The 24,315-nt window shown below is 40.1% G+C and carries 31 protein-coding genes and 1 other RNA gene; 27 read left to right on the top strand and 5 right to left on the bottom strand.

Annotation, left to right across the window (positions count from 1 at the left end; all coding sequences use genetic code 11):
- Positions 1-170 precede the first annotated feature (170 nt).
- The 3 genes from PG418_RS11645 to PG418_RS11635 all read left to right on the top strand — a co-directional run bounded on the left by PG418_RS11645 (position 171) and on the right by PG418_RS11635 (position 1,409).
- Positions 171-593, top strand: a complete 423-nt coding sequence (locus PG418_RS11645) for a hypothetical protein (RefSeq protein ID WP_015542925.1) — start codon at positions 171-173, stop codon at positions 591-593.
- Positions 594-913: 320 nt separating this feature from the next.
- Complete coding sequence (locus PG418_RS11640) at positions 914-1,129, top strand: hypothetical protein (protein ID WP_158564484.1); 216 nt, start codon at positions 914-916, stop codon at positions 1,127-1,129.
- A gap of 64 nt (positions 1,130-1,193) precedes the next feature.
- Positions 1,194-1,409 (top strand): DUF6870 family protein, encoded by a 216-nt coding sequence (locus PG418_RS11635; protein ID WP_005361189.1) that lies wholly within the window; start codon positions 1,194-1,196, stop codon positions 1,407-1,409.
- Between the two features lie 109 nt (positions 1,410-1,518).
- Here PG418_RS11635 and PG418_RS11630 read toward each other — a convergent pair whose 3' ends face one another.
- Positions 1,519-2,907 (bottom strand): ISNCY family transposase, encoded by a 1,389-nt coding sequence (locus PG418_RS11630; RefSeq protein WP_498837427.1) that lies wholly within the window; start codon positions 2,905-2,907, stop codon positions 1,519-1,521.
- A gap of 256 nt (positions 2,908-3,163) precedes the next feature.
- On the opposite strand from PG418_RS11630, the gene PG418_RS11625 reads away from it, so the two are divergent.
- From PG418_RS11625 to PG418_RS11615, 3 genes are read left to right on the top strand one after another with little or no spacing between them, the layout of a single operon-like run.
- The gene (locus PG418_RS11625; RefSeq protein ID WP_117995169.1) at positions 3,164-4,792 is read left to right on the top strand and encodes a recombinase family protein; all 1,629 of its coding nucleotides are present in this window, start codon (positions 3,164-3,166) and stop codon (positions 4,790-4,792) included.
- Positions 4,793-6,442, top strand: coding sequence for a recombinase family protein (locus tag PG418_RS11620; protein ID WP_117995171.1), 1,650 nt, complete (start codon positions 4,793-4,795; stop codon positions 6,440-6,442).
- Positions 6,427-7,968 (top strand): recombinase family protein, encoded by a 1,542-nt coding sequence (locus PG418_RS11615; protein ID WP_055156925.1) that lies wholly within the window; start codon positions 6,427-6,429, stop codon positions 7,966-7,968. The genes PG418_RS11620 and PG418_RS11615 overlap by 16 nt, the downstream gene beginning before the upstream one ends.
- 33 nt (positions 7,969-8,001) lie before the next feature.
- Here the strand turns inward: PG418_RS11615 and PG418_RS11610 are convergent, their stop codons facing one another.
- Positions 8,002-9,171 carry a site-specific integrase gene (locus tag PG418_RS11610; RefSeq protein ID WP_498837426.1) on the bottom strand — a complete coding sequence of 390 codons (1,170 nt, stop codon included), beginning with the start codon at positions 9,169-9,171 and terminating at the stop codon, positions 8,002-8,004.
- Positions 9,172-9,503: 332 nt separating this feature from the next.
- Positions 9,504-10,139, bottom strand: a complete 636-nt coding sequence (locus PG418_RS11605) for a hypothetical protein (protein ID WP_498837425.1) — start codon at positions 10,137-10,139, stop codon at positions 9,504-9,506.
- Positions 10,140-10,188: 49 nt separating this feature from the next.
- Between PG418_RS11605 and PG418_RS11600 the strand changes: the two genes are divergently transcribed.
- Positions 10,189-10,386 (top strand): helix-turn-helix domain-containing protein, encoded by a 198-nt coding sequence (locus PG418_RS11600; protein WP_498837424.1) that lies wholly within the window; start codon positions 10,189-10,191, stop codon positions 10,384-10,386.
- A gap of 293 nt (positions 10,387-10,679) precedes the next feature.
- Here PG418_RS11600 and PG418_RS11595 read toward each other — a convergent pair whose 3' ends face one another.
- A complete protein-coding gene (locus PG418_RS11595; protein WP_173816984.1) occupies positions 10,680-11,048 on the bottom strand; it encodes a helix-turn-helix domain-containing protein in 369 nt (122 codons plus the stop codon).
- A gap of 541 nt (positions 11,049-11,589) precedes the next feature.
- On the opposite strand from PG418_RS11595, the gene PG418_RS11590 reads away from it, so the two are divergent.
- From PG418_RS11590 to PG418_RS11580, 3 genes are all read left to right on the top strand, one after another.
- Positions 11,590-11,781, top strand: coding sequence for a hypothetical protein (locus PG418_RS11590; protein ID WP_498837423.1), 192 nt, complete (start codon positions 11,590-11,592; stop codon positions 11,779-11,781).
- An RNA gene (locus PG418_RS11585) (hammerhead ribozyme type II) lies at positions 11,781-11,847 on the top strand. Before PG418_RS11590 ends, PG418_RS11585 begins: the two co-directional genes overlap by 1 nt.
- A 16-nt stretch (positions 11,848-11,863) precedes the next feature.
- The gene (locus PG418_RS11580; protein ID WP_498837422.1) at positions 11,864-12,106 is read left to right on the top strand and encodes a hypothetical protein; all 243 of its coding nucleotides are present in this window, start codon (positions 11,864-11,866) and stop codon (positions 12,104-12,106) included.
- Here the strand turns inward: PG418_RS11580 and PG418_RS11575 are convergent.
- Positions 12,096-12,350, bottom strand: a complete 255-nt coding sequence (locus PG418_RS11575) for a hypothetical protein (RefSeq protein WP_179960934.1) — start codon at positions 12,348-12,350, stop codon at positions 12,096-12,098. The two genes, PG418_RS11580 and PG418_RS11575, sit on opposite strands and share 11 nt — an antisense overlap.
- A 57-nt stretch (positions 12,351-12,407) precedes the next feature.
- On the opposite strand from PG418_RS11575, the gene PG418_RS11570 reads away from it, so the two are divergent.
- From PG418_RS11570 to PG418_RS11490, 17 genes are all read left to right on the top strand, one after another.
- The gene (locus tag PG418_RS11570) at positions 12,408-12,569 is read left to right on the top strand and encodes a hypothetical protein (RefSeq protein ID WP_498837421.1); all 162 of its coding nucleotides are present in this window, start codon (positions 12,408-12,410) and stop codon (positions 12,567-12,569) included.
- Positions 12,547-13,272: a phage antirepressor KilAC domain-containing protein gene (locus PG418_RS11565; RefSeq protein WP_498837420.1), complete on the top strand. Its 726-nt coding sequence runs from the start codon at positions 12,547-12,549 to the stop codon at positions 13,270-13,272. The genes PG418_RS11570 and PG418_RS11565 overlap by 23 nt, the downstream gene beginning before the upstream one ends.
- 85 nt (positions 13,273-13,357) lie before the next feature.
- The gene (locus PG418_RS11560) at positions 13,358-13,561 is read left to right on the top strand and encodes a hypothetical protein (protein WP_498837419.1); all 204 of its coding nucleotides are present in this window, start codon (positions 13,358-13,360) and stop codon (positions 13,559-13,561) included.
- On the top strand, positions 13,561-13,986 hold the full coding sequence (locus PG418_RS11555) for a helix-turn-helix domain-containing protein (protein ID WP_498837418.1): 426 nt from the start codon (positions 13,561-13,563) through the stop codon (positions 13,984-13,986). The genes PG418_RS11560 and PG418_RS11555 overlap by 1 nt, the downstream gene beginning before the upstream one ends.
- Complete coding sequence (locus PG418_RS11550; RefSeq protein ID WP_498837417.1) at positions 13,979-14,353, top strand: hypothetical protein; 375 nt, start codon at positions 13,979-13,981, stop codon at positions 14,351-14,353. The genes PG418_RS11555 and PG418_RS11550 overlap by 8 nt, the downstream gene beginning before the upstream one ends.
- A 4-nt stretch (positions 14,354-14,357) precedes the next feature.
- The gene (locus PG418_RS11545) at positions 14,358-15,047 is read left to right on the top strand and encodes a hypothetical protein (RefSeq protein ID WP_498837416.1); all 690 of its coding nucleotides are present in this window, start codon (positions 14,358-14,360) and stop codon (positions 15,045-15,047) included.
- Complete coding sequence (locus tag PG418_RS11540) at positions 15,047-16,396, top strand: SNF2-related protein (RefSeq protein ID WP_498837415.1); 1,350 nt, start codon at positions 15,047-15,049, stop codon at positions 16,394-16,396. Before PG418_RS11545 ends, PG418_RS11540 begins: the two co-directional genes overlap by 1 nt.
- Before the next feature lie 254 nt (positions 16,397-16,650).
- Complete coding sequence (locus PG418_RS11535; protein ID WP_498837414.1) at positions 16,651-17,013, top strand: VRR-NUC domain-containing protein; 363 nt, start codon at positions 16,651-16,653, stop codon at positions 17,011-17,013.
- Between the two features lies 1 nt (position 17,014).
- Entirely contained in the window at positions 17,015-17,686 is a 672-nt protein-coding gene (locus tag PG418_RS11530) for an HD domain-containing protein (protein ID WP_498837413.1), read from the top strand.
- On the top strand, positions 17,686-17,835 hold the full coding sequence (locus PG418_RS11525; RefSeq protein ID WP_173816964.1) for a hypothetical protein: 150 nt from the start codon (positions 17,686-17,688) through the stop codon (positions 17,833-17,835). Before PG418_RS11530 ends, PG418_RS11525 begins: the two co-directional genes overlap by 1 nt.
- On the top strand, positions 17,828-18,004 hold the full coding sequence (locus PG418_RS11520; protein ID WP_498837412.1) for a hypothetical protein: 177 nt from the start codon (positions 17,828-17,830) through the stop codon (positions 18,002-18,004). Before PG418_RS11525 ends, PG418_RS11520 begins: the two co-directional genes overlap by 8 nt.
- 2 nt (positions 18,005-18,006) lie before the next feature.
- Positions 18,007-19,296: a DEAD/DEAH box helicase family protein gene (locus tag PG418_RS11515; protein WP_498837411.1), complete on the top strand. Its 1,290-nt coding sequence runs from the start codon at positions 18,007-18,009 to the stop codon at positions 19,294-19,296.
- On the top strand, positions 19,296-19,436 hold the full coding sequence (locus PG418_RS11510) for a hypothetical protein (RefSeq protein WP_498837410.1): 141 nt from the start codon (positions 19,296-19,298) through the stop codon (positions 19,434-19,436). Before PG418_RS11515 ends, PG418_RS11510 begins: the two co-directional genes overlap by 1 nt.
- Before the next feature lie 23 nt (positions 19,437-19,459).
- Positions 19,460-19,924, top strand: a complete 465-nt coding sequence (locus PG418_RS11505) for a DUF669 domain-containing protein (RefSeq protein WP_498837409.1) — start codon at positions 19,460-19,462, stop codon at positions 19,922-19,924.
- An 81-nt stretch (positions 19,925-20,005) separates the two neighbouring features.
- Positions 20,006-21,913, top strand: coding sequence for a hypothetical protein (locus PG418_RS11500; protein WP_498837408.1), 1,908 nt, complete (start codon positions 20,006-20,008; stop codon positions 21,911-21,913).
- A gap of 18 nt (positions 21,914-21,931) precedes the next feature.
- Entirely contained in the window at positions 21,932-22,396 is a 465-nt protein-coding gene (locus tag PG418_RS11495; protein ID WP_432333714.1) for a hypothetical protein, read from the top strand.
- Between the two features lie 16 nt (positions 22,397-22,412).
- Positions 22,413-24,311, top strand: coding sequence for a phage/plasmid primase, P4 family (locus PG418_RS11490; RefSeq protein ID WP_498837407.1), 1,899 nt, complete (start codon positions 22,413-22,415; stop codon positions 24,309-24,311).
- Positions 24,312-24,315: the final 4 nt, after the last annotated feature.

Below are 24,315 nucleotides of genomic sequence, written 5' to 3'. Positions count from 1 at the left end.
CCCGGAAAAATTTTATACTGCTGCTTTGGCGCGCCTGTTCTTTGTACGGGCGCGCTTTTTTGTACCCTTTTTTTAATCAGAAAGAGACTTAGACCTTATCGCTGCCGCAGCCCACCCTCTGATTTCGATTTTTGCCATCAACTCAAACATCGAAATTGGAGGAAATTACTATGAAGAAAATCAATCTTCGGGATTATTACCCGTATTATACACAGGACATGATCGTTGAGGTGCCGGATGAAGTTGCTTTGTTGCTTCGGGAATATATGTTGTTGGAAGAAGCCTATCGGATTCGTACATACCGCTATAAAGCATTTTACTCTCTGGATCGAGACGAAGGTATTGAGCGTGAGATATTGCAAAAGCCTCTTAACCCGGCAGAAATTTGGGAACAGCGCCAAATGACGGAGTTGATTTATAAAGGTCTTTCCAAACTTCCGGTAAAGCAGCGCCAACGAATCTATGCACACTTTTTTCTTGGCATGAGCAAAGCAGATATTGCCAAAGCGGAAGGAACACACAAAAGCCGGATCACCCGTTCTATCGAAGCCGGATTGCGTAGTCTGGAAAAATATTTCAAAGAAATTTTATAACAGACGGCAACTTTGCCCCTAAAAATGTACTGAATAGTAGAGGGACATATTCGGCGGGACAAGCTGGACGGGTGTGGTAAGGAAGCATATACATCCTCCCACCCCAACTGCAATATCAATTTGTCTGCCATGCCCCTTGCTTGTTCCTTGACAACCGAATATACGCTGTTACAGGTACTTCATTCTGTGTTCCGAGCGGCAGATGGGGCGGCGCGGTGACAGGCGGCCTAAGGAGGTGATGGATCCAGGCTGTCCGAGCGATAAACGCAACCTACGAAACCGGCTGTGGCAGGCCGGACGCGATAACGACGCAGATCATAATGGTACTTCTTCACAGCTTCCTAAAGACTTGGGGAGAGTTCCTGCGGCGTTTGCTTGCTCTGGCAAAGCGGCGGCGTATGCGGGACTATGATGCGGTGACGCTATCCGCAGCCTGTAACAGCCCCGTCCTTATAACAGAAGGACTTGCCGGGGTGCGTGGCAAATACGGCAGTAAAATCGAAATCAGATATAATGGGCCGGATTTATGTGTGTAATAACCATAGATCCGACCTATTCATGTGGTTTTGATAACACAGTTTTCAGAAGGGAGTTGATACTATGGAATTGAATACCATTGTCAGTGAAGTGGGTACACTGGTAGACATTCGGGATGTCTCTGTCAACAAAGAACTTTCCCGTGATGAACGAATTGCAGAATTCGTTCAGCAAATCAAAAATCCATACCATTTTAAGTGTGGGCGTTTTACTGTACAGGCCAGCTTTTCTGCTGAAGGTGCTACCCTGGAAGAATGTATCAAAGGTATTTTGCGATAGCTGCAATTTTAAGAAAGGGGTGTCAAGCGTTTTTGAAAATGTCCTAAAATAATTGAAGTATTAGCCCCGGCTTTTTGCTGGGGCTTGTTAAATTGATTCGTTTCATTCCTCAGGCAATTTTTGTATCTTGATCATTCTGGTGGTGTTCTTGCTGTTTGACAAACTTTCCAAACTGTTGGCGACGCCAGGGATGATTCATTGGTGGAATGCGGGGCTTCTTTGGTTTTGGCGGAGTATAGTCTATATCTAAGTCTTTTGATTTTGTTTCGTGCTCGGGTATTTCTTCCAGTGCGTAGATGTCTTTGTCATTTACACAGCAGTATTGACTGCCATCAAAAGCCTGAATAAACATTACCTTTGTTCCTTTTCGGTAGTGGACCTGATTGCCTCTGCTGTCAATCATACGGTAGTATTTATTGGAATGCCTTAAACAGTGTCCGGTATCTACCGTTCTTTCGCATAAAACTGCAAGAATCAGGTTAATTTTTTCAATTTGGGGTTGCACTTCGAACACAGACTTGATACCATGAATGGGAAGGGAAAACTTCTCATTGAATTCCTTTATGTAGGAGTTTAGGAATTCATTGGCAGCGTCTATGGTCGTTATGCCTGCAAGTCTTAACTCGACTGGCAGGCGCGACTGTAGCGTCTGGTTCAGGCGTTCTACACGTCCTTTTGCCTGAGGCACACTGCTTGATCCCAGTTCAACCCCCAGCTGTTTACAGGCATAGGCAAACTGTGTATAGGTATCCTTATCGATAGATGGGGAGTTTTTCTTTTTATAGGTGAAAACAGTACGGCGGTCTGTAAAGAACTTGTAGGGGATACCGTAAGTTGTGAGGATCTGATGGAAAACGTGGTAATAGCCATTCAGAGTTTCCTGGGTATCAAACCAACCGCCGGTAATCCTTCCTGTAGCATCATCTATAGCCAGATGCAGATGCCATATCTGACCGGGGATCCATTCGTAGGGAGTTGCGTCCATTTGCTGCAGTTCACCGAAATAAGCGGCTCTGGGACGGCGGGAATGGGCGTCCTCAAGAGCAACAAGATTAATCTGTATCTGATCCGCTTCTTTCTGAGATTTCGCTGCTTTTTTATCGGCTTTTAATTGTTCTTTGATTCTCTTTTTCTTAGCTTTTGTAGCCTTGGGAGAGAGAATGTATTCAGCTTCGAGAATAGACATAACCGCTGAAGGGGAGATGTGGATATCTTCATGTTTTCCTAATAACTCAGTGAAATGCACAAAATTGGCATCATAGTATTTGTTGCGGTATAAATCGACAACAAGATTACGAGTTTCATTGGGGATGGTATTGGCTGGCTTACGTCCTCTGTTGCCATGGATAAAATAGGCTTTGCCATGCTCTTTGTAGCCTTTAAGCATACGGTTAATGTGACGTACAGTACAACCGAGAGTAAGGGCAGCTCTCTGCTTGTTAGGGGCTGGATGATCTGCCAATGATTTGATCACCTCATACTTCTTTTGTTCATCCATTGATAATTCTACCTTTCTGATAATCGTTACCTCCATCTGTTGATGGAAGCATTATACTACATTGGGACATTTTCCTTTGTGGTATATTAGGACATTATCATAAATGGTTCATATGCGATAGCTGCAATTTTAAGAAAGGGGCTGACTTTTCCGTAAAAGCATGGTAGAATAAGAATCGGAAAAGGAATTGAATATGGATTAACCACACTTCTTGAATTGCGGGGATTTTTCTGTGCAACGAAAGGAGTGTTTTTTTATGCAGGTTTACAAAGCGATTAAGTACATCCGTCTTTCTTATACGGATGATAAAACAGTAGAAAGTGACAGCGTTGCTAACCAGCGGCGCCTGATCGATGACTACATAGCCCGACACCCGGAAATTGAGGTTGTGGCAGAAAAAATTGACGATGGTTATAGTGGTGTTTTGTTTGATCGCCCGGCATTTCAGGAAATGATGCGGATGATCGAACAAGGCGAAGCTAACTGCGTGATTGTCAAAGACCTCTCCCGCTTAGGTCGTGAGTACATAGAAACAGGCCGTTATATGCGCAGGGTATTTCCAGCCTATGGAGTGCGTTTTATCGCAATTAACGATAATGTGGACACAGAAAATGACGCTGCCGATGATCTCACGGTTTCTGTCAAAAACATTATGAATGAGGCTTACTGTCGGGATATTTCTGTTAAGACACGGAGCGCCCTGGAAGTAAAACGGCGCAGCGGGGATTTTGTAGGTGCTTTTACCATCTATGGTTATGTGAAAGTCGGCGATAAACACAAGAGCCTGGAAGTAGACGAATATGCTGCCAATGTTGTGCGGGATATTTTCAGAAAACGGCTGGAAGGATTCAGCGCTTCCCATATAGCGGATGAACTGAACCGATTAGGAATTCTTTCACCTTTGGCGTATAAGCGCAATCACGGAATGCCTCATGCAAAAGGTGGCTATACAGACCGAAAGGATTGCAAATGGTCTGCAACTACAATCATCCGCATTTTACAGGATGAAACTTACACCGGAACACTGGTCCAGGGCAAGCAGACAACGCCCCATTTCAAATTAAAAGAGCGTGAGGACAAACCTTCTTCGGAATGGATTCGTGTGGAGGGAACCCATGAAGCGATCATACAAAAGCACGATTTTGATCTGGTGCAACGGCTCCGCAGGATTGACACAAGGACTTCTCCCAAATCGGATAAGGTTTACCTTTTTTCCGGTATTTTGATCTGCGGCTGCTGTGGCTGCCGTATGACCCGCAAGACGAACCGCTATAAAGATAAAGAGTATCACTATTATTACTGCCCGACCGGCAAAAAGAATGGCTGCACATCGTCGGTCATGCTGAAAGAGTCGGATCTGATTGAATGTGTGCAGGACAGTTTGAAAGGACATATTGAAAATGTTGCTTCTCTGGATGCCCTGCTGTCCAGTATCAGTCAGGAACGGATCAACCGGGAATTGGCACAGGAATATGCCGCACAGATCAGAGTAAATGAAAAGCGTGTAGCACAGACCGAGGGCTTTAAGGCAAAACTCTATGAAAATCTGGTGAGTGGAATTCTGACAAAGGAAGAATTTCTCTCTTATAAGCGAAAATACAATGCAGATATTGAACTGTTCCAAAAGGCAATCGCTGAATGGAACGATAAACTTACAGATGTATTGGAAAACCGAAGCGAACGAAATCGTTGGATCAACCACTTTATGAGATTTTCTACTATGGAGGATATTGACCGCCGGGCAGTCATGCAGCTTATCCGAAGCATACGGGTAATGGGTAAAGATGAACTGCATATTGAATTTAATTACCAGGATGAATATCAGAAAGCAATCTCTTTGGCGGAACAGATTGCTACAAAAAATGAAGAAAGGATGGTGGGCTAAATGGCAAGAAAAAGCAGAAAACAGACGGCGGCACCTATGCCGGCACCATCTTTATATGTACATGTAGCTCTGTATATCCGTCTTTCTGTGGAGGATAACAAAAAGCGGGGCTGCTCAGTAGAAAATCAAAAGCTGGTACTGAATGACTTTCTTTCAGATAAACCGGACTTCGTTGTGTATGATACCTATATCGACAACGGAGCGACAGGGACAAATTTTCACCGCCCTGGATTTCAGCAAATGCTATCTGATATTGAAGCAGGCCACATTAACTGTGTGATTGTTAAGGATCTTTCCCGATTAGGGCGAAATTCTATTGACACAGGTTATTATATCGAACAGTATTTCCATGCTCATAATGTTCGTTTCATTGCTGTTACGGATCAGTTTGATACAGCGGATTCCGGAAATCTTCATGGCGGTATCATGCTGCCTTTGAAAAATATGATCAATGAAGCCTATGCTCTGGACATTGGACGAAAAATCAAAGCACAAGCGCGGCAGGCTATGAAAGACGGCGACTATATTGGTGCACGGGCACCTTACGGTTACAGGAAAGATCCTGATAATTGCCATAAACTTCTGATTGATGAAAATACTGCCCCTGTGGTAAAACAGATTTTTGAATGGGCACATGAGCATGTGGCACTGAACCGGATTGTCCGCAATCTAAATGAGATGGGGATTCCGGCACCGAGCCATTATAAAAAGGCCACTGGCGAGATTACCAGTCCGGGTCTGATTGGAAGCGGCAAATGGCAGACCCGTACAGTGATGAAAATTTTAGAAAGCGAAGTCTATACAGGCGATCTGGTGCAAGGAAAAACAAAGATTGTAGATCATCAGCAGGTCAAGGCTGGAGAAGATAATCTGATTATTGCAAAATGCACCCATGAACCGATCATCAGCCATGAGTTGTTTAATGCAGTTCAGGAATACAGAAAACAGATCTGTGAAGAAAGCAAAGCAACTCCAAAACGTCCCTACACACCAAACATTTTCAAAGGTAAAGTGTTCTGTGCTGATTGTGGCAGAAGCCTTCACAGGCAACGCGCCGAGCGCCGGAAAGGACCCGACACTTACTGGTTCCACTGCCTTACAAACAGCCGGGTAGAAAAAGATAGCTGCAAAGGTGCGATGATACAGGAGAAAGAACTGATTTCTACTGTTACGGCTATTCTTGAAAAAGAGCTGACAGTTGCGCTGGGAATGTCGCTGCCACTCTTTCAGTTGGAGGCAAGACAAAAACAGGAAAAAGATAAGCTGAAAATTCAGATGTCGGCCAAACGGCAGGAAATTGAAAAAACACGCCGGCTGATCCGTGGCCTATATGAAAATTTTGTACAGGGTATTTTGACAAATGACGAATACTTTGAATTGAAAGCGGATTATGAACATGCTATCAATGCTCTGTCTGGTGAGATTGAAGTATTTGAAAAATCTATGGACTCCCTGGACAACCAGCTTGCCAGATACCGTGCAATGGAAAAGGATGCAAAAACACTGGCACAGGATCATGTGCTGACTGCGGAACTGATTGAACGGCTCATTGAACGAATTGAGATAGACCACGAGCGGAATATTCATGTGACCTTCCGTTTCAAAAATGAATTTCAGGGAAAGGCGGTGGAACCGTGCGCAACTATGTGATTGCTCTTTATATCCGTCTTTCTGTGGAAGATTTCAAAACTGAAAGTTTGAGCATACCAAATCAAAAACTGATTCTTCGTGAAAAAGCTATGTCTCTGCCGGAATGGGATAACAGCGAGATTTTGGAATTTATTGACAATGGTCATACGGGGACAAACTTTGAGCGTCCGGCGGTGCAGGAACTTTTAACAATGGTTCAGGCCGGAAAAATCAACTGTATTATTGTAAAAGACCTTTCCCGATTTGGACGTAACAGCATTGAAACCGGCTATTTTATTGAGCGGGTATTTCCTCTTTACCACACCCGTTTTATTTCCGTCAGTGATGATTTTGACACAGCTAATTTCAAAGGTGATACCGGAGGGATTGATATTGCTTTCAAGTATCTTATCAGCGAGTGTTATAGCCGGGATATGTCCATGAAAACCAAAAGTGCAAAATACGCAAAAATGAGTCGTGGGGAATATCAGAGTGTCATCTGTCCTTACGGCTATCGCAAGAGTGCAGACGGACGTATGGAACCGGACGAGGATGTTGCCTCGAATGTGCAGATGATATTTCAATGGGCGTCTGAAGGCAACACCGCAGCCGAGATCACAAGAAAATTGTATGCCATGAATATCCCCACCCCTGGGGAATATCGCAAACTTAAAGGCAAGGACTATTACAATGTTTCCCGAACAAACGGCGTTTGGAGTACATCAACGGTCCTGCGTATTTTAGAAGATCAAAGATATATCGGTACCTATGTAATTGGCAAGAGAAAGGTAAAAGAGATTGGCAGCCGACATACACAGTTAAAGGATGAAAGTGAGTGGTTCAAAATCCCGAACCATCATCCGGCTATTATAAGTGTGGATCTATTTGAAAAAGCCAATGCTTCAATTAAGCGTTTCTCTCTGTCAAATAAAAAACCGCGTGATTATCTGCTCCGCGGTAAGGTATTCTGTGGATGCTGCGATCATGCAATGTCTCTACGAAATGGTGCGTGGTTTTATTGCCGTCATTCCGAGGTGGCTGAAACGCTTCCTTGTCATGGTGTGCGCATAAAGATGGCTGATCTGGAGCAGGTTGTATTTGAAACAATTCGGGCTCAAATGTGTCCGGCATTGGGAATTGACAGCAATAAGGATAAATTGGATTTGCAGACAGTCCAGCAGGCCGAACATGAAGAAAAACTCCGTTCTATTCAAGACAGCAAGCGGCATCTTTATGAGCAGTATGCGCTTGGAGAGATTGATTTGGAAACCTATCGAACACGAAAAGCGGTTTATGACACGGAACTGGTACAAGCCAAAAATGTTCATGCTGTCATTACTGCACAGACAAAGCAGATAAAAAGTGATTATGAAATCAAGTTGAAACAACAGGAAATTATGCAGGAAGTCGGAAACGCCAATATGCTGACAAAAGCTCTGATTGACCGGCTTATCAACAAAGTTTACGTCTTTCCAGGAGAGCGGATTGAGATTGAATATGCAACACAGGATTTCTTAGAAACAAAGGAATCTGAAAAGGAGGTATAACCGTGAACACCCATTTGAAACAGCTATGGGCAGCTATGAGGCTGCCCGAAAAACTTCAAAAAAAGTTATAAATTTTTTTGTCGTGGGCTTGACATACGGGTGCCTTAAGCTGTGATAATCAAAAGCAAGATGCATTTCATGGTGTATAACCCTACTGCAATACTTAAATGAATCAGTGGAAGTATACTGACCGTTTTCATCAATACACACCAACCTGATACGCTGTAGTGGACTTTCAACACATTTTTGAATTGGTACAACCCTGATCATGTCATTACCCTTTTCATCAGTTTCAATCTTTTTAACATGAATCGTGTAATATTCACCATACTTCATTTCATTCCTAAGCTGTTCAGCTTTTTCCTGTTTCAATGCCTGATATAGTGTTTCACCAAAAGGGACTTCACGAATGGAAGTAAAGGTTTTTGGTGTAGTAAAGTACCAAGATGAACGCTGTTCTTTCTTACCTTTCTTTTCAACAACCTTTCTTACATCTGCACCAAAGTTACGTTTTACAATCTGCTTATTTACAGATATTTTTCTTTTATCAAAATCAATATCATCCCAAGTAAGACCAAAGGTTTCTGATATTCGTAAGCCTGTATAAAATCCAATCATTAAAGGTATATAGTACCGGGTGTTTTGAAATCTGTCACGAATTTTACACCATTCATCTAATGTCAGTACAATTCGTTCACGTGGTTTTCTTTCAACCTTTGGAAATTTCACATATTGCATGGGGTTAGACTGTAAATAGTGCATTGGTTCAACTGCATAATTCAGTGCAGCACTGAATACAGACAAAATACCAACTAAATGACTTTTTGAATTACCGTTCATTTTAAGTTCAACTGCATATTCCTGTAATACTGCCGGAGTGATTGCTTTTAATCTATACATACCAAATTTTGGAATTAGATGCCCTTGAATGATTCTTAAATACCCTACTTGGGTGTTATATTTAAGGTTGGTCTTACAGTACAGATCAAACCACTGATTCAGGTAATCAGCAACCGTTATTTCTGTCGGTTCAAATACAGTTCCGGCATTATTGTATTCATTCATAGCAGCAGTCAATGCCTGTTCAGCTTCTTTCTTGGTTCTGAATCCACCCTTTTCTTTTTTCTTTCTTTTACCGTCAATTTTTCCAAGGTCAAAATAATATGACCATGTTGTACCTCTTTTTCTTACTCCACCTTGCATAAATAGCACTTCCTTTCATTGAAACCATAAGGAATGAATGCTATAATGGTTTTTGCATAGTCCAAATCATTTCATTCCTTTGGTTTGGTTTTGCTGACCCTGACCGCTGCAACGGTTGGGGTCGTTTTTTTACTGGTTACACTTGGTTACGCTTTAGTTACGGTTGAGGTTACAGTTATATTACCTTGATTTACAAGGTGGTTACACTTGTCTACGGTTCATCACAAGTTCTTTATATAACGCTTATATAAATAAAAAAAATAAAGTATAAAAAGTAAAATATATAAGATATAGATTTTAAGTGTAACCGTAACCAACCGTAACCGCAAAAACTACAATTGAACTGTTATTTTATACGATCTACCTGACTTTTCTCTGTTGATTTTCCCGGTTTCACCCCATTCATACAAAAGTGACTGAATTTCAAGTTTTGCAATAGGGTTAAAATGTTTATATACATCCGATTGTAGAATACCGTTGTTATCGTTAAGAAAATCCATCAAATCACTTGGAAGTGTAGAAAGTAACTTTTGTTTGAGTTCATACTCTTTTTGCATTTCAACCCACTTTGTTGATAAATCTTCTAATTCTTCTTTACGTATGTTGAAATATTCATCCTTTATTAGTATCGTATTACACCAACATTCAAAATTTTTACCTTTAGATGAACACAGCCTTTTTACATCTTCCATATAACGAACAAATGACTTTAAAGCAGAGTACAATTCTTTTGGTGACTTATTTCTTGCATCAATCCAGATGTCCATAAAGTATGAAAATTCTTTTTCTATCGGTTCTATAAATTCTTTATTGTGTGTAACCCAACCGAAAGGAAGATCAGTATCATCCTCTGTGGTATCAGATTCAGGTGTGTCTCCTACCTCTTCCCATTCAATCTGTAGCGATGATGGTTGGTGTTCTGGTTTTTTCTTAGGTTTGTCTTTTTTGAATAAATTTAAAAATCCCATTTCAAAAACCTCTCTTATAATTTTCTTGATATCCGGGAACAATAACCCTATGAAGATATTATTGTCCAAAATCATATACGAAAGAAATTTGTCTGTTCGGCAGCTATCCATCATGTCCGGTGTTCCAAAATCCACAATCCATGAAGACATGAATGAGGATTCAAATCCGAAAATCAAGACACTGGAACAACTCGCCTATGGTCTGAATTGTCGGATAACAGACTTGTTTGAGTCAAATGTAAAATAAATGTCCGGCTAACCGGACGATTATCCTCTGACTGACCTTTTCACACATTAAAGCGTTATAATAAATATAACAAAAAAACGCACAGAAACAGAACAAACGTTCGAGAAAATATTGATTTCCTGTGAATACTGATGTATCATATATTCAGGGTGAAGCGAACGGGTGTTCCGTTTCGGAAGGAGGTCTACATATGGATTACAAAAAACTTATAATTGATATGCTGAACGAAGTAAGTGAAACACAGTTAAGACATGTGTATTACTTCATCAGAGGGATGTTAGGACTGAAATAAATCAGTCCTTTTTTGTCTGTATGGAATCAAGAAAATCTTCCAATACTTTCCATCCGTTATCGTCCAGAGCTGCAAGTCCTGAAATTAACCTTTTTTTAAAAGAATCATCTTCCTCACCCATCACCTGACCGACAAACTGTGCAATCTCATCATCGTAAGACATTTCTACGAACATTTCACCCTCACCGGTTCTCAGCCAGTTTTCATTGACATTAAATTCCCTACATATTGATACGATAATTGCATCAATCGGTGTATTTCTGCCTGTTTCGTAATTTGCTAAAGAGTTTCGTTTTATTCCAATCCTGTCTGCAAATTCCTGTTGAGTCATATCTAATTCTTTTCTTAATTTCTTAAGACGTTCGTTCATTTTCTCACCTCTCTTTCTGTTACTAATTATACCGCATTCTTATAAGAAATACAATAGAAAAATGTGCTAACAGCAACAAAAAGTGCTAAAAACAACAAAAATATTGTTGACAAATGTCTGTATAGCACATATAATAGTCTCATAAGCAACAGAGCAAGCAGGAAAAACCGGGTGAAGCGATAGGGCTACACACAAGTAACATGGTAGTTATGCTGACAAATGTATCAGACAGAGTGTGTGAAGAATAAACATGACCCGGCAAAACAGTTGAAGAAAGTAGGAACTGTAGGACAAGAAAGCAAAGTGAGCTGTACTAATTGAAGAAAACAGTTTAGCACTAGCCAATAGTGACTTTACTCCTTAACCAAGAAGCAGTTAAACGGAAGAATCAACGAGCGAGAGGACACAGTACTTTGTTGTTTATGTAACCAGCTTCCGGTCACTCAGACCATCCATTGCCTGACCGGAAGTATAAAAAAGAGAATGAAATGATAATTGGAAAAACCAAAGGAATGAAATTTATATAAGTGAGGTGTGCGGAATGAAGAAGTATTTGATTATTTTCACAGAACGGTTTCCTGAATGTTATGAAGGAACAAGACAATATTGCAAGACTGTTGACACTAAAGCAGAGGTCAAAGAAGAAATCAGAAAGTTGGAAGAATCACCGTTTACAGTTTCTTTTACAGTGTATCAAATTGGAGAATATGGACTGATGACGGTTGTTGAATAAGCCGAAACGGTCAGCAATGACCGTCTGCCGGGAATGACCACCCGGTACTGATGATGGCAGGTCAGAAAGGATGGTGAAAAGAATGGAGAGGAATGATTATCTTGTGGAACTACTTGGGAAAAAGGAAGCCGCAAGACTGAAAGAAGCCTTGAGAAGTGGAAAAACAATCGTTGTCAAAGGAGAACAGAAATCAGGAAAAACAACATTGACAAAAGTGTTGAACAACGCTGGATATCATGCAGTAGAGGACTTTGCAGTACATGAAGTCATTTTAAAAGAACCCATTAAAAACATGATACCCAACATGTCAGGGACTATTTCCTAAAGGCTGGTGACCGGCTGGAAATATTGAAAATCCAATTAATATCGTTTGGATTTCTCACTTTAAAACCGTGTTCAACCATGACTTCTTTGAAATCGTCATTGGTGACATAGAAACCACATTCATCTGCTTCAAAGATATGTTTCAAACCGTAGGAAGTTTTTCTATCGTTGAAGGATTTAATGGGAATCAGGTTAAAAGTAATCCAGTCATACAAAATGTCATGTTCTCTTTTGGTTAGTTCCATAACAACACCCCCTCTCTAACAGAGAGTATATCACAACAATGAAAGGAAGTGGAATATATGTCAGAAGAACAGAAGAAGATCATCAAAGACCTTGCAGATAAGTTACCATCCATGACAGAGCGTGAACGTGGTTATCTGGAAGGAACGATTGCAACAGCAGCCGCAATGAGTAAGAAAGATAAAGAAGGTGAAAAGAATGAATGTGTTGATCCCCATTAACTACGATGGCGAACAGCCAACCGTGTCAGCCAGAGCCTTACATACCGGTTTGGAAATCAGTAGAAGATTTTCAGTATGGTTTGAGACAAACTCACAAGGATTCGTGGAAAATGAAGATTATACAAGTGTACTTTCGGGTACGGTTGTAAATAACGGTGCTCACAGAGAAATTCAGGACTATTCCTTATCGGTTGATATGGCGAAGCACATCTGTTTGATGAGTCGAACCGAAAAGGGTAAACAGATCCGTCAGTATTTCATTGATCTTGAGAAAGCATGGAACACACCGGAACAGATTTTTGCAAGAGCATTGAAGATGGCTGATAGAGAAATCGAAAAGTTGAAATCCAACAATGCATCCTTGATTGAAGATGTTCAGAGGATGAAACCTAAGGAAATCTTTGCAGATGCAGTTTCAGCAAGCAATACTTCTATCTTGATTGGAGAACTTGCAAAACTGTTGAAGCAGAACGGTATTGAAACCGGACAGCGTAGATTATTCACTTGGATGCGTGACAACGGATATTTAATCAAAAGCGGTTCAAGTAAGAATATGCCAACGCAAAAATCTATGGAACTCGGTCTATTAGAAATCAAAGAAGGCTCTTATATCAATGGTGCAGGTGTAAATGTTACTACTAAAACACCAAAAGTTACCGGAAAGGGACAGCAGTATTTTATCAATAAGTTCCTTGCAGCATAAAAATAAACCCCATAAGAACTGGTACTTCTTACAGGGTATAGCAAATAACTCAGCTACATAGTAGCAGAAAGTGAGAAAAAATACAATGAAAAAGATTTTAGAGGCTTGCATTGAGCAGATCTTACAGTTTGACAGTGAAATGGAATGGATTGCATTTCATCACAATCTGAAGACTGGAAGAAAGGCTTATGAGGTTTTAAGTGAGGAAAAGCAGATAGACGGTTCAGTCATCGTTCATATTAAAAAACAGTATAACAATAATAAATTTCCGGAGAGGAGTGTTTCTTGATGACATTCAGCGAGAAATTGAAACAGGCTATGCAAGAATTACACCTGAATCAGCGTCAGGTGTGCGGTATGACTGGAAAAAGTAAAGGTTCTGTCAGTCAGTACCTTTCAGGTAAACAGATACCGTCAGATGATGTTCAGAGTGCTATTGCAGTAGCACTTGGACTTGAATCAGATTACTTTTCAAAATCTGATGAACAGGTGGTTGTACTTCCAACTGATGAATTAAGAAATGGGGTAATCCCCCGGTTAGATGTGGAAAAGGCTGCAAAGCTGTTACAGATGAATCACAACACAGTTCGCAAGGGTTTACAGCAAGGGGTTTTCCCTTGGGGTTACGGTATTCATACATCTGACAACAGATGGGTGTACTTCATCAACGCAAAACGTTTTGCAGAGATCGAAAGGGTGGTTGTTGATGACTAAAGAACAAAAACTTCAAGCGTATGCAATGCGTCTTGATGGGTGTACTTATCAAGAAATTGCAAATAAATTTGGTGTCACTAGACAGTGTATTCAACAAAATATTGGTACAGTTGGTGTCACGAGGGATAACAGACGTCAGGTATTGCGGTTGTCAGAAAATTGCATTTATACCGGATTGGCAAAATTCATAAAAGAAAATGAGATTAGTTCTACAGTACTCGCTGATGTTATTGGAGTTTGTAGACTAGCTGCTTATCAGAGAATTGTTGGAGAAAGAAATTTTAACATATCGGATATATACAAAATTCTTAATTATACAGGTATGACGTTTGAAGAATGTTTTGAATTAAAAGAAAGTGAGGTTTAATAACATGAAAAAATTTGAATTTACAGGAGAAACCAAGACAATAAGTTTACTTTTTAGAACGGCTACACTTCACAGAATCAGAGCGGTAGCAGAATTTGGTCTTGTCAAAATCGGTGATCTTGGCGGCTGGATTGAGAAAGAAGAAAATCTTTCCCATGAAGGAAAGGCTTGGGTTTGGGGCAATGCCAAGGTTTGGGGCAATGCCAAGGTTTGCGGTGATGCCAAGGTTTGGGGCAATGCCAAGGTTTGCGGTGATGCCGAGGTCTTTTCTGCAAGTCATGTGTTAGTGATCGGTGCTATTGGTAGCCGGGACGATTTCACAACATTCTTTAGAGATAAAGACAATGAGATCACCGTCAAATGCGGTTGTTTCCTCGGAAAGATTGATGAGTTCTTGAAAAAGGTTGCAAAAACACACAAAGATTCAAAATATGCATTTGTGTACAGAGCCGCCGTTGAAGTCGCAAAATTACAAATTGATCTCAGTCTGGAGAAACCTTTAGAAGTGGGTGATAAGGTCAAAATTATTTCACCAGAAGAAAATGATCCGGAAAAGAACTGGAACACGGAAATGAGTCAGTATCTCGGTACTATTATGACAATCAAGAAGGTTTGCAGAGGCGGCTACTACATGGAAGAAGATAATGAGAAATGGTACTGGAACAATTACCGGATTGCAGGAAAGGTCGAATAATGAGTGATCTTCACTTTATGCCCCATCAGGAAGAGGTGCTGAACTTGACTGATGATAAAAACAGGTGCGCCTACTATCTGGATATGGGGCTTGGTAAAACATTTGTCGGTGCTGAAAAAATGTATCTCCTGAATAACAATGTGAACCTGATCGTATGCCAGAAGTCAAAGATTGAGGACTGGGTTGACCATATTAGAACATTTTATCCGGAATATTGGGTGATGGACCTGACCAATAAAAACGATAGTTCGGTATTCCGGAAGATCATGGAAAGCAAGGGAATTTATGAATTTACGAGTCAGATTGTCGGTGTGATCAACTATGATTTGATATTCAGGCGTTCATATATTGCCCATATAACAGATTTTACATTGATGCTTGACGAGAGTTCGCTGATCTGTAACGAGAACGCAAAACGGTCAAAATTCATTCTGAAACTGCATCCGGAAAGCGTGATCCTGTTATCCGGCACACCAACAGCCGGGAAGTATGAAAGACTATGGTCACAGCTCCGTCTACTCGGTTGGGATATTACAAAAAAAGCTTTTTATGCTTCCTATGTTCAGACTGAGTGGGTGGAACAGGGTGATTTTAAACGGGAAGTGATTACAGGATATAAGCACGTTGAACACCTGAAGAAAAGACTGGCACAATTCGGTGCAGTGTTTATGAAAACGGAAGAAGTGCTTGAACTTCCTGAACAGACCGAACAAAAGATTTTCCTGAATGTTACCAATGAATATAAGTTTTTTATCAAGCATGACTATCTGGAACTGGATACCAAAAATTTAGTCAGATTTAAAGATGATTCGGACTATTACGGTGAAGATGTAACGCCAAGGGTTGAGCTGATCGGTGATAACAGCCTGACGAAAACACTGTATTGCAGACAGTTGTGCGGACAGTGGCATAAAAGTAAGCAGGACGCTTTCCGGGATTTGCTGGAATCTACGGAAGACCGAGTTATTGTGTTCTACAACTTTAATGAAGAATTAAGCAGACTGACCAAAATCTGTGATGCACTGGAAAGACCATATTGTGCAGTAAACGGTCAGTGCCGAGACCTTAGAGCGTATGAAAAATACGACAATTCAGTAACGTTTGTGCAGTACCAGGCTGGTGCAATGGGGTTGAATTTACAGAGAGCAAACAAAATCATATATTTCACGCTGCCACTCGGAAAGGGATCTTGTGACTTGTGGGAACAGTCAAAGAAACGTATACACCGTATAGGTCAGAGTAGACCATGTTTCTACTATTACCTACTGGTAAAGGGAAGTTTTGAAGAAAGGAATCTTGCAGCATTACGGGAAGGGAAGGAATTAACCGATGACTTATTTGAAAAATAAAGTGCTTTTAGGTATGGCAAAGCTGAATATTTTATCATTTCTGATTTCAGCGTGCTTTGTAGATGGACAATCATGGATCCCCTTTTATATCTGTTGCGTAAATACAACCTGGCTGACATTATTCGGTTATGCAAACAATTGGTTTGAAAGTGGTGATGAATTATGACGTGTGGTGATTGTGTAGAAAAGAACCGGTGTATGGAGCGATCACGGGATTACTGTTGTACATCATTTAAAAAGAAGAAGGTGAGTGAATGGCAGCAGAAAAAAACTTTGAAAACAAAGTAAAAAGATACCTGGATGATTATGGTTGCTGGTGGCTAAAATACTGGGGTGGTGCAGCTTACACAAAAAGCGGTATTCCTGACATACTGTGTTGTTCTGATGGTATGTTCCTCGGTATAGAGGTAAAAGCTCCAAACGGTAAGCCGAGCCTATTACAGTTGTATAATCTGCAAGAAATAAGGGCGTCCGGCGGTTATGGGATTTTACTATATCCAAAGGATTTTGAAAAGTTCAGAGAGTTCAATGAACACAAAGAACAGGATAATGCTTGGTATCTCGAAAATATAAAATACCAGTCAGACTGGAAAAAGAAGTTAGAAAAGGAGAGTTAAAATGGCAAGAACAGAACAGATTAAATATTTCCGTAAAGTGATGCTTTCCACGGAAAGAGAGGGAATGGAAGATCTACTGGGTTTCATGCAGGAGCTTGGATTTTATGACGCTCCGGCGTCTGGTGGGAATCATTGCTGCAAAGACGGCGGCCTTCTGGAGCATACAGTAAATGTTATGCAGTATGCAGAAAAAATCGGTGTGACATTACTCGGAGGTGAGGCATACAACAAAATTCATGATAGTGTGATCATTGCGGCCGGATTGCATGATCTCGGTAAATGCGGTAGATATGGAAGTCCGTATTATGTGGAGAACATGATCCAGGACGGAAGACCAACCAAAAAAAATCCGGAACAGAAGTATAAGAGATCTGAAGCAAAACCTTTTAAAGTCAGCCCGGATTTATGCCACATTGACCACCCGCTCAGATCAGTAGAGCTGGCAGCACGTTACATAGATCTTACTGAGGAAGAGGAACATGCTATTTTCTACCATGACGGGGCATATGGCAGTCTGGCATATGATCTGAAAGGTCATGAAGAACCGCTACAGATTATTGTACACTTTGCAGATTTCTGGGCGGCTCAGTTCCTTGAACCAGGAAAACTCGACAGATTCAATGAAACAGGTGTACCGGAAGAATCAGGTACTGTGAAAGAAGGTGATGAATAATGCAGTATCAGGTATACAAAGAAGATACCGGAGAAATGGTTGCATGGATTGATCCAGAGAGCATAGTGCAGATTGTCAAAAATGGGTATGCAATCAAATGTGGTGAAAATTTAAAAGCTAATGAAAGTGAGGATGAAGAAAATGAGTAGTGCAAAGAAACACAAACAGAGAAGTCACAGAAGTTACAGAAACAATGTCACAATCGCTGAACATTTTCATAACAGACAGATCCTGAAGGTGTCACAGCAGAATGTGATGAAAGAAAAGGGTAATCTTTTCACGAAGTTAATGGGATTATTTAAGAAAGGGGAAAAATAATCATGGCACAGAAAGTTTTAATTATGGGTGAATCAGGTACAGGTAAAAGTACAAGCCTTAGAAATTGTGACCCGGCAACAACAGCGGTTATAAATCCAGTAGGTAAACCGTTACCGTTCAAGAACCACTTTGAAATGCTGAACAATGAAACAGATGCAAGAAAAATTGTGAAGTACATGAAAGAACAGTGTACAGCAGGTAAGAAGCTGTTGGTGGTTGATGACTTCCAGTACATTCTTGCAGTACCGTACATGAACCGTATCAAAGAAACAGGGTGGGACAAGTACAATGATTTTGGTGCGAACTATTTTGAAATCATAGATTGTTGCAAAGACCTGCCTGATGATGTTGTAGTCGTTTATATGACCCATTTGGAAACTTTGGATAATGGTCTTACAACTGTTAAGCTGATCGGTAAGCTGTTGCGTGAGAAGATCACCATTGAAGGACTGTTTACCGTTGTACTTAGAACAGGGGTAAATGAAGCAAAGTATTACTTTTACACACAGAACAGCGGAAAAGATACCGTAAAATCACCGCTTGGAATGTTCACTACATATGCTATTGACAATGATCTGAATTATGTTGTTGACAAGATCAGAAATTATTATGAACTTGGTGATTACAAGTCAGATGATGAAATGAATGCTGCTGATCAGGCGGTTGCATCTGATCTTGAAAAACCTGACAGCAAAGGCAGAAGAACAAGAGGTAAAAAAGCTGAATCTGCAACACCAACCGATGCACCGGAAGAAAAGACTGGAAGAACACGTAAGAGTAGGGCAGAAGTTCAGGCAGAAAATGAACAGAAGATTGCTGATCACATGGATGAAGTTGACAAGGCTATTGATCAGGCTTTTCCGGGACAGGAAGAAGTACCGTTTGATGAAGCAATGGATGTTGCCGATAAAGTACCGAAACCGGATTTACAGAAACCACCAAGAAGAACACGTAAGGAAAGAAATGCTGAAAAGTCTGAACCTGTTCAGGACGGTACAACGAACACTGATTCTGAATCTGTCACACTGGAAGCAGATGCATATTTCTATGTTCCGGCTGATGATAACTATGTAATGAAGCATAAGGGTGATACGGTTGACCTGATTGTTGATGGTGTTGAGGTTATGAAGGTAATCACAAGAGAAGAATTTAATGCAGGAATCAAAAGACTTGCACAGGAAAACAACCCTGTACCTGTTGACGCACAGACCCCGGCTGAACCTTTAGACGGTGCTATGAACCCACCTGAACAGCACGTCAGAGGTCAAAGACGAAGAAGAACAAGATCATAATGGAATTAACACAGTTTCTTTCAACCATGGCAGCAATAACTTCTGTTTGCGTAGTGGGTGCAGACAGTAAGAATAAGGCAAAATACACAGTAATGTTTGTTATCTGCATTATTGCAGTTACAATAATAAATTTATTTTAAGAAAGGTTAAATGGTGAAAAATTATGGCAGTAGATTTTAGTGCATTCGATGAACAGGTTGATCTTAACGCATTACAGAAAGAGGTTCAGGAAGCAGACGATTCACAGTTTGAAGATGTACCGGATGGGGATTATGATGTAAGTTTTGATAAAATGGAGATCAAGCCAACAAAGAAAGGAGACAAGCTGATGTTTTCCGTACAGTGTAGCATCTTGGAAGGTAATCAGAAAGGTAGAAAAATTTTCTTCAACCGTACTATTTCCGGAAACACTTCACAGAAGTGGACTAATGGCATGGCAATCAAATCTGTTTGCACATGGCTTGATAAACTGGAAACAGATACAGTACCGGAGTTTGTCAACTACGGTGATTTTGCTGATTGCGTACTTGATATTTTTCAGGAAGTACAGGGTAAAGTTGGTGCAGCAGTTACTTATAAAGCTGATGATTTCAACCCAATCACAATCAACGAAGCGTTTGATATGTAAAAATTTTTAGTTAAAAGTAGATAACACTTAAGGCGGTGTGTAAAACGCACACCGCTTTTCAAAAAGTGGGTGATTTAGTAAATGATATTCTACGATTTTGAGGTTTTTGAAAAGGATTGGCTTGCTGTATTCATTGATGTGACGAATAAAAAAGAACACGTGATAATCAATAGCCCTGATAAACTAAAAGCCTTATATGAAGCAAATAGAAAAGATATATGGGTAGGATTTAATAACCGTCACTATGATCAGTACATCATGAAAGGTATTCTGCTTGGTATGAATCCTAAAAAAATCAATGATTGGATTATCGTTGATAATAAAGAAGGTTGGCAATATTCAAGAGCATTCAATAAATTACCCATGATCAACTATGATGTAATGCCAAGCAATGATGAAACCATGAAAACGGTCGGACTTAAAACAATGGAAGGTTTTCTTGGTTCAAATATCAAGGAAACTGATGTTGATTTCCGTATCAAAAGGAAACTGACACCGGAAGAAATAGAACAGACGGTTAAATACTGTAGGCATGACGTAGAACAGACTATCAAGGTATTTCTTGAAAAAGTCAGTGAGTTCAATGCAGTTCATGGAATTATACAGGCATTCCCAAAGGAAACGTCACTGTATGACATTGGTGACAGTGAAGCCCGGATAACAGCAAAGGTTCTTGGGTGTTCAAAAACTCATTTTGGTGATGAATTTGATTTCTTTTTTCTTCCATGCCTGAAACTGAAAAAATACAAATACGTTCAGGAATGGTTTGCTGAGAAAAGAAAAGAAGCCCTTGAAATGGGATTACAAGATTTTGACAAAAAAGATAAAAAGACTTGGTACAAGTCACAGAACTTTGAAACAGTCGTTGCCGGAATACCGCACACATTTGGCTTTGGTGGTTTACATGGTGCATCTGACAAACCAATACATCGGAAAGGTCAGATTCTTCATGTTGATGTAAACAATTACTATCCGTCAATGCTGATTGCTTGGGGACTGGTTACAAGGGCAGCAACCAATAACAATTTCAAAATGGTGTATGACACACGAAAAGCTATGAAGAAGAAACAGGTTGCAGCAGCTAAAGCCGGAAGAAAAGCAGAAGCAAAGCAGTGGAAAAAAGCACAGTTGCCATATAAGAAAATGCTGAACGCACTTTCAGGAGCAATGAAAGATGAAACCAATGCTGCATACGATCCACGCAACAACAACTGTATGTGTATCAACGGTCAGTTAATGTTGCTTGACTTAATCGAGCATTTGGAAGTAGTGCCGGGACTTGAACTAATTCAGTCAAATACCGATGGTCTGATCATTTGGATTCCTGACACTGATGAAGCCTTTGAAACGGTTGATGATATTTGTTGGGAGTGGGAACAGCGTTGTTCTACTGAACAATGTTCAATCTTGCTTGAACTTGACAATATATCAGAAATCTATCAGAAGGACGTAAACAATTACCTTTGGATTGGTACTGATGGCGGTGTTGAAAGAATTGGTGCTTACGTCAAAGAACTTTCTGCTATTGATAATGACTTACCAATACTGAATAAAGCGTTGGTTGACTACATGGTGAAAAAGATACCTGTTGAACAGACAATCAATCAGTGTGATGACTTGATTATGTTCCAAAAAATAGTGAAGCTGTCAAACAATTATAACTGGGTTGAGCATGAACAGGGAACTGGTCAGATCATTAAGACAACAAAACACCGGGACGGTACACGAACAGAAGTGTGGTCATATCCTACCACACAAAAATATACTTATAAATCTTATCGTGTGTTTGCTTCCAATCGTGTTACAGACGGTAGGTTGTTAAGACGTAAGGTTGTAAAACCAAAGGGTGAAAAATTTGGAAACACACCTGATCACAGTTTCATTTATAACGATTCTGTAATTGGGGTTAAAGTACCACCGGAATTAGATAAGCAGTGGTACATAGATTTAGCAAGAAAAAGACTGAAACAATTTGGTATTGCAGCATAATACCGGAAAGGTGGGAACATGACAGACATTACAATCAAATATGATCATGGTCAGATGCTTATTCACTTAGATAATTTTTTATCTGATGGAAAAATTGCAAAGGTTAGAAAACTGTTGAAGCTGATCAGACAGAGTTATACACCTGAATGTGAAGAACAAATAAAAGAATATTTACAGTGTGTAACAGATAAAGACAAATTTCATAACAATCAGGTAGCACTTGCAGGTAAGATTACAAACATTGAAAGTAATATTTATATTTTAGAAAATCGCTTAAAAGCTGCAACGTTTAACCGTAATATGTTAAAAAAATCCACACCTGTTCATAAAAATGAAGATTGGGAAAAGTGGAATGAACAGGTTAAGGATTGTAGGGAATCATTAAAAGAATCAAAGAAACTTCTTACAGCGGTGAACCGGGAATACAAGCAGAATATTAAGAACAGGGTATTTTACCAAAAGGTGATGCAAGAATTTAGTTAAAGGATGGTGAAACAGGATGTTGTACAAAGGGTACATAAAGACAAAAGGCAAGAAAGCAATCGAAGCATTCAAAGACCGGACAAAATACCGCACTTATGACGAAGTGAAGAATCTTGAAGGGTTCGGTGGTGTTCTTGCTGATGATACCATCCTGATAGATATTGACGATGCTGAACAGTCTGAAATTTTAATGAACATTGTGGAAGAATATCAGCTTGATTGCCGGGTGTATTGTACAAGCCGGGGCAGACATTTTTTATTTAAGAATCATAGTATTACAAGGAACAGGACACACGTACCGCTTGCGGTTGGTCTGACTGCAGATATAAAACTTGGTACACGTTCATCATATGAAGTAATCAAGATTGACGGTGAAGAACGCTTTATTGAGTGGGACATTGAAGAAGGTGGAACATATCAGGAAGTTCCAAAATGGTTGTTCCCGGTTCGTACAGCGGTTGACTTTCTTGATATGGATGCAGGTGACGGACGCAATCAGGCATTATTCAATTATATCCTGACACTTACATCAAATGATTTTAGTGTTGATGATACAAGAGAATGTATCAGGATTCTGAACAGATTTGTTCTGAAAGAGCCGTTATCTGATGATGAACTGGAAGTGATTCTTAGGGATGAAGCATTTCAAAAACCTGTATTCTTTTGTGATAAGACATTCCTGTTTGACCGTTTTGCAACATGGCTTAAGAACAATGAAAATGTAGTCAGTATAAGTAATCAGTTACATATCTATCAAGATGGGATTTATCAGGTTGGGTACAAGGCTATTGAAACAGCTATGATCAATCAGATACCTAACCTGAAAAAGACACAGCGAAGAGAAGTATTAGAGTATATGGAACTTATAGCTGATGAAAAAGCACAGGCAGATGCACGTTATATAGCATTCAGGAACGGTGTATTAGATATTGTGACAGGACAGATGCAACCATTCAGCCCGGATTTGGTTATTACCAATCAAATACCTTGGGACTACAACCCGGAAGCCTACAGTGAACTTGCTGATGATACACTGAACAAATTAGCTTGCGGTGATCAACCGATCAGGGCATTACTGGAAGAATGCATTGGCTATTGCTTTTACCGCAGGAATGAACTTGGCAAGGCATTCATCCTGACAGGTGACAAGTCCAATGGTAAGAGTACATTCCTTGATTGCGTCAAAGCAATTCTTGGTGATGGGAATATATCAGCACTTGACCTTAAGGAATTAGGGGACAGGTTCAGCACATCAATGATGTTCGGAAAACTGGCAAATATCGGTGATGATATTGGTGATGACTTCCTGCAAGGTTCACAGGTAGCAACATTCAAGAAAGTAGTTACAGGTAACAGAATCAAAGCAGAAAGAAAAGGGCAAGACCCTTTTGAGTTTAACCCTTATGTGAAGCTGCTGTTTTCAGCAAATGATATACCAAGGATGAAAGATAAGACAGGGGCAGTTCTTAGACGTTTGGTGATTATTCCATTCAACGCAAGATTTACAAAGTATTTATCAAGTGGTGAGATTGACCCCGATTACAACCCTTATATCAAGTATCAGTTGGTTGAACAAAGTTCAGTTGAATATCTGATCAGGGTAGGTGTAGAAGGACTGAAAAGAATCATTGAAAACAATGAGTTCACCAAGTCTGAAAAAGTGGCTGAACAGATTGATGAATATGAAAATGAAAATAACCCAATCAAGGCATTTATTGATGAATGCGGTGTTGAAATGATTGAGGATGAACCAACAGGTGACATATACAGCAGGTATCAGGTGTTTTGTGCTGATTGTGGTATGCAGCCAATGTCAAACATCGTGTTCAGTAAGCAGATCAATAAGCGGTTGGGGTTTGAAACAGTAGTAACTAAGGTAGGTGGTAAATCTATCAGGATATTCAGAAAGGTGTGACAGT

It is taken from the genome of Bariatricus sp. TF06-38A (genome assembly GCF_027690675.1).
Taxonomy (GTDB): domain Bacteria; phylum Bacillota; class Clostridia; order Lachnospirales; family Lachnospiraceae; genus Allocoprococcus; species Allocoprococcus comes.
This window is presented reverse-complemented; position numbering and strand designations above follow the sequence as displayed.

Excerpts from the sequence above, each read along its gene's own strand:
- PG418_RS11570 (WP_498837421.1), top strand. The coding sequence starts at position 12,408 with ATGTCAGAAGAACAGAAGAAGATCATCAAAGACCTTGCAGATAAGTTA.
- PG418_RS11530 (WP_498837413.1), top strand. The coding sequence starts at position 17,015 with ATGGCAAGAACAGAACAGATTAAATATTTCCGTAAAGTGATGCTTTCC.
- PG418_RS11605 (WP_498837425.1), bottom strand. The coding sequence starts at position 10,139 with ATGGGATTTTTAAATTTATTCAAAAAAGACAAACCTAAGAAAAAACCA.
- PG418_RS11620 (WP_117995171.1), top strand. The coding sequence starts at position 4,793 with ATGGCAAGAAAAAGCAGAAAACAGACGGCGGCACCTATGCCGGCACCA.
- PG418_RS11635 (WP_005361189.1), top strand. The coding sequence starts at position 1,194 with ATGGAATTGAATACCATTGTCAGTGAAGTGGGTACACTGGTAGACATT.
- PG418_RS11625 (WP_117995169.1), top strand. The coding sequence starts at position 3,164 with ATGCAGGTTTACAAAGCGATTAAGTACATCCGTCTTTCTTATACGGAT.
- PG418_RS11550 (WP_498837417.1), top strand. The coding sequence starts at position 13,979 with ATGACTAAAGAACAAAAACTTCAAGCGTATGCAATGCGTCTTGATGGG.
- PG418_RS11535 (WP_498837414.1), top strand. The coding sequence starts at position 16,651 with ATGGCAGCAGAAAAAAACTTTGAAAACAAAGTAAAAAGATACCTGGAT.
- PG418_RS11540 (WP_498837415.1), top strand. The coding sequence starts at position 15,047 with ATGAGTGATCTTCACTTTATGCCCCATCAGGAAGAGGTGCTGAACTTG.
- PG418_RS11520 (WP_498837412.1), top strand. The coding sequence starts at position 17,828 with ATGAGTAGTGCAAAGAAACACAAACAGAGAAGTCACAGAAGTTACAGA.
- PG418_RS11545 (WP_498837416.1), top strand. The coding sequence starts at position 14,358 with ATGAAAAAATTTGAATTTACAGGAGAAACCAAGACAATAAGTTTACTT.
- PG418_RS11505 (WP_498837409.1), top strand. The coding sequence starts at position 19,460 with ATGGCAGTAGATTTTAGTGCATTCGATGAACAGGTTGATCTTAACGCA.
- PG418_RS11645 (WP_015542925.1), top strand. The coding sequence starts at position 171 with ATGAAGAAAATCAATCTTCGGGATTATTACCCGTATTATACACAGGAC.
- PG418_RS11525 (WP_173816964.1), top strand. The coding sequence starts at position 17,686 with ATGCAGTATCAGGTATACAAAGAAGATACCGGAGAAATGGTTGCATGG.
- PG418_RS11495 (WP_432333714.1), top strand. The coding sequence starts at position 21,932 with ATGACAGACATTACAATCAAATATGATCATGGTCAGATGCTTATTCAC.
- PG418_RS11490 (WP_498837407.1), top strand. The coding sequence starts at position 22,413 with ATGTTGTACAAAGGGTACATAAAGACAAAAGGCAAGAAAGCAATCGAA.
- PG418_RS11560 (WP_498837419.1), top strand. The coding sequence starts at position 13,358 with ATGAAAAAGATTTTAGAGGCTTGCATTGAGCAGATCTTACAGTTTGAC.
- PG418_RS11595 (WP_173816984.1), bottom strand. The coding sequence starts at position 11,048 with ATGAACGAACGTCTTAAGAAATTAAGAAAAGAATTAGATATGACTCAA.
- PG418_RS11515 (WP_498837411.1), top strand. The coding sequence starts at position 18,007 with ATGGCACAGAAAGTTTTAATTATGGGTGAATCAGGTACAGGTAAAAGT.
- PG418_RS11640 (WP_158564484.1), top strand. The coding sequence starts at position 914 with ATGGTACTTCTTCACAGCTTCCTAAAGACTTGGGGAGAGTTCCTGCGG.
- PG418_RS11590 (WP_498837423.1), top strand. The coding sequence starts at position 11,590 with ATGAAGAAGTATTTGATTATTTTCACAGAACGGTTTCCTGAATGTTAT.
- PG418_RS11580 (WP_498837422.1), top strand. The coding sequence starts at position 11,864 with ATGGAGAGGAATGATTATCTTGTGGAACTACTTGGGAAAAAGGAAGCC.
- PG418_RS11555 (WP_498837418.1), top strand. The coding sequence starts at position 13,561 with ATGACATTCAGCGAGAAATTGAAACAGGCTATGCAAGAATTACACCTG.
- PG418_RS11630 (WP_498837427.1), bottom strand. The coding sequence starts at position 2,907 with ATGGATGAACAAAAGAAGTATGAGGTGATCAAATCATTGGCAGATCAT.
- PG418_RS11575 (WP_179960934.1), bottom strand. The coding sequence starts at position 12,350 with ATGGAACTAACCAAAAGAGAACATGACATTTTGTATGACTGGATTACT.
- PG418_RS11510 (WP_498837410.1), top strand. The coding sequence starts at position 19,296 with ATGGAATTAACACAGTTTCTTTCAACCATGGCAGCAATAACTTCTGTT.
- PG418_RS11565 (WP_498837420.1), top strand. The coding sequence starts at position 12,547 with ATGAATGTGTTGATCCCCATTAACTACGATGGCGAACAGCCAACCGTG.
- PG418_RS11600 (WP_498837424.1), top strand. The coding sequence starts at position 10,189 with ATGAAGATATTATTGTCCAAAATCATATACGAAAGAAATTTGTCTGTT.
- PG418_RS11500 (WP_498837408.1), top strand. The coding sequence starts at position 20,006 with ATGATATTCTACGATTTTGAGGTTTTTGAAAAGGATTGGCTTGCTGTA.
- PG418_RS11610 (WP_498837426.1), bottom strand. The coding sequence starts at position 9,171 with ATGCAAGGTGGAGTAAGAAAAAGAGGTACAACATGGTCATATTATTTT.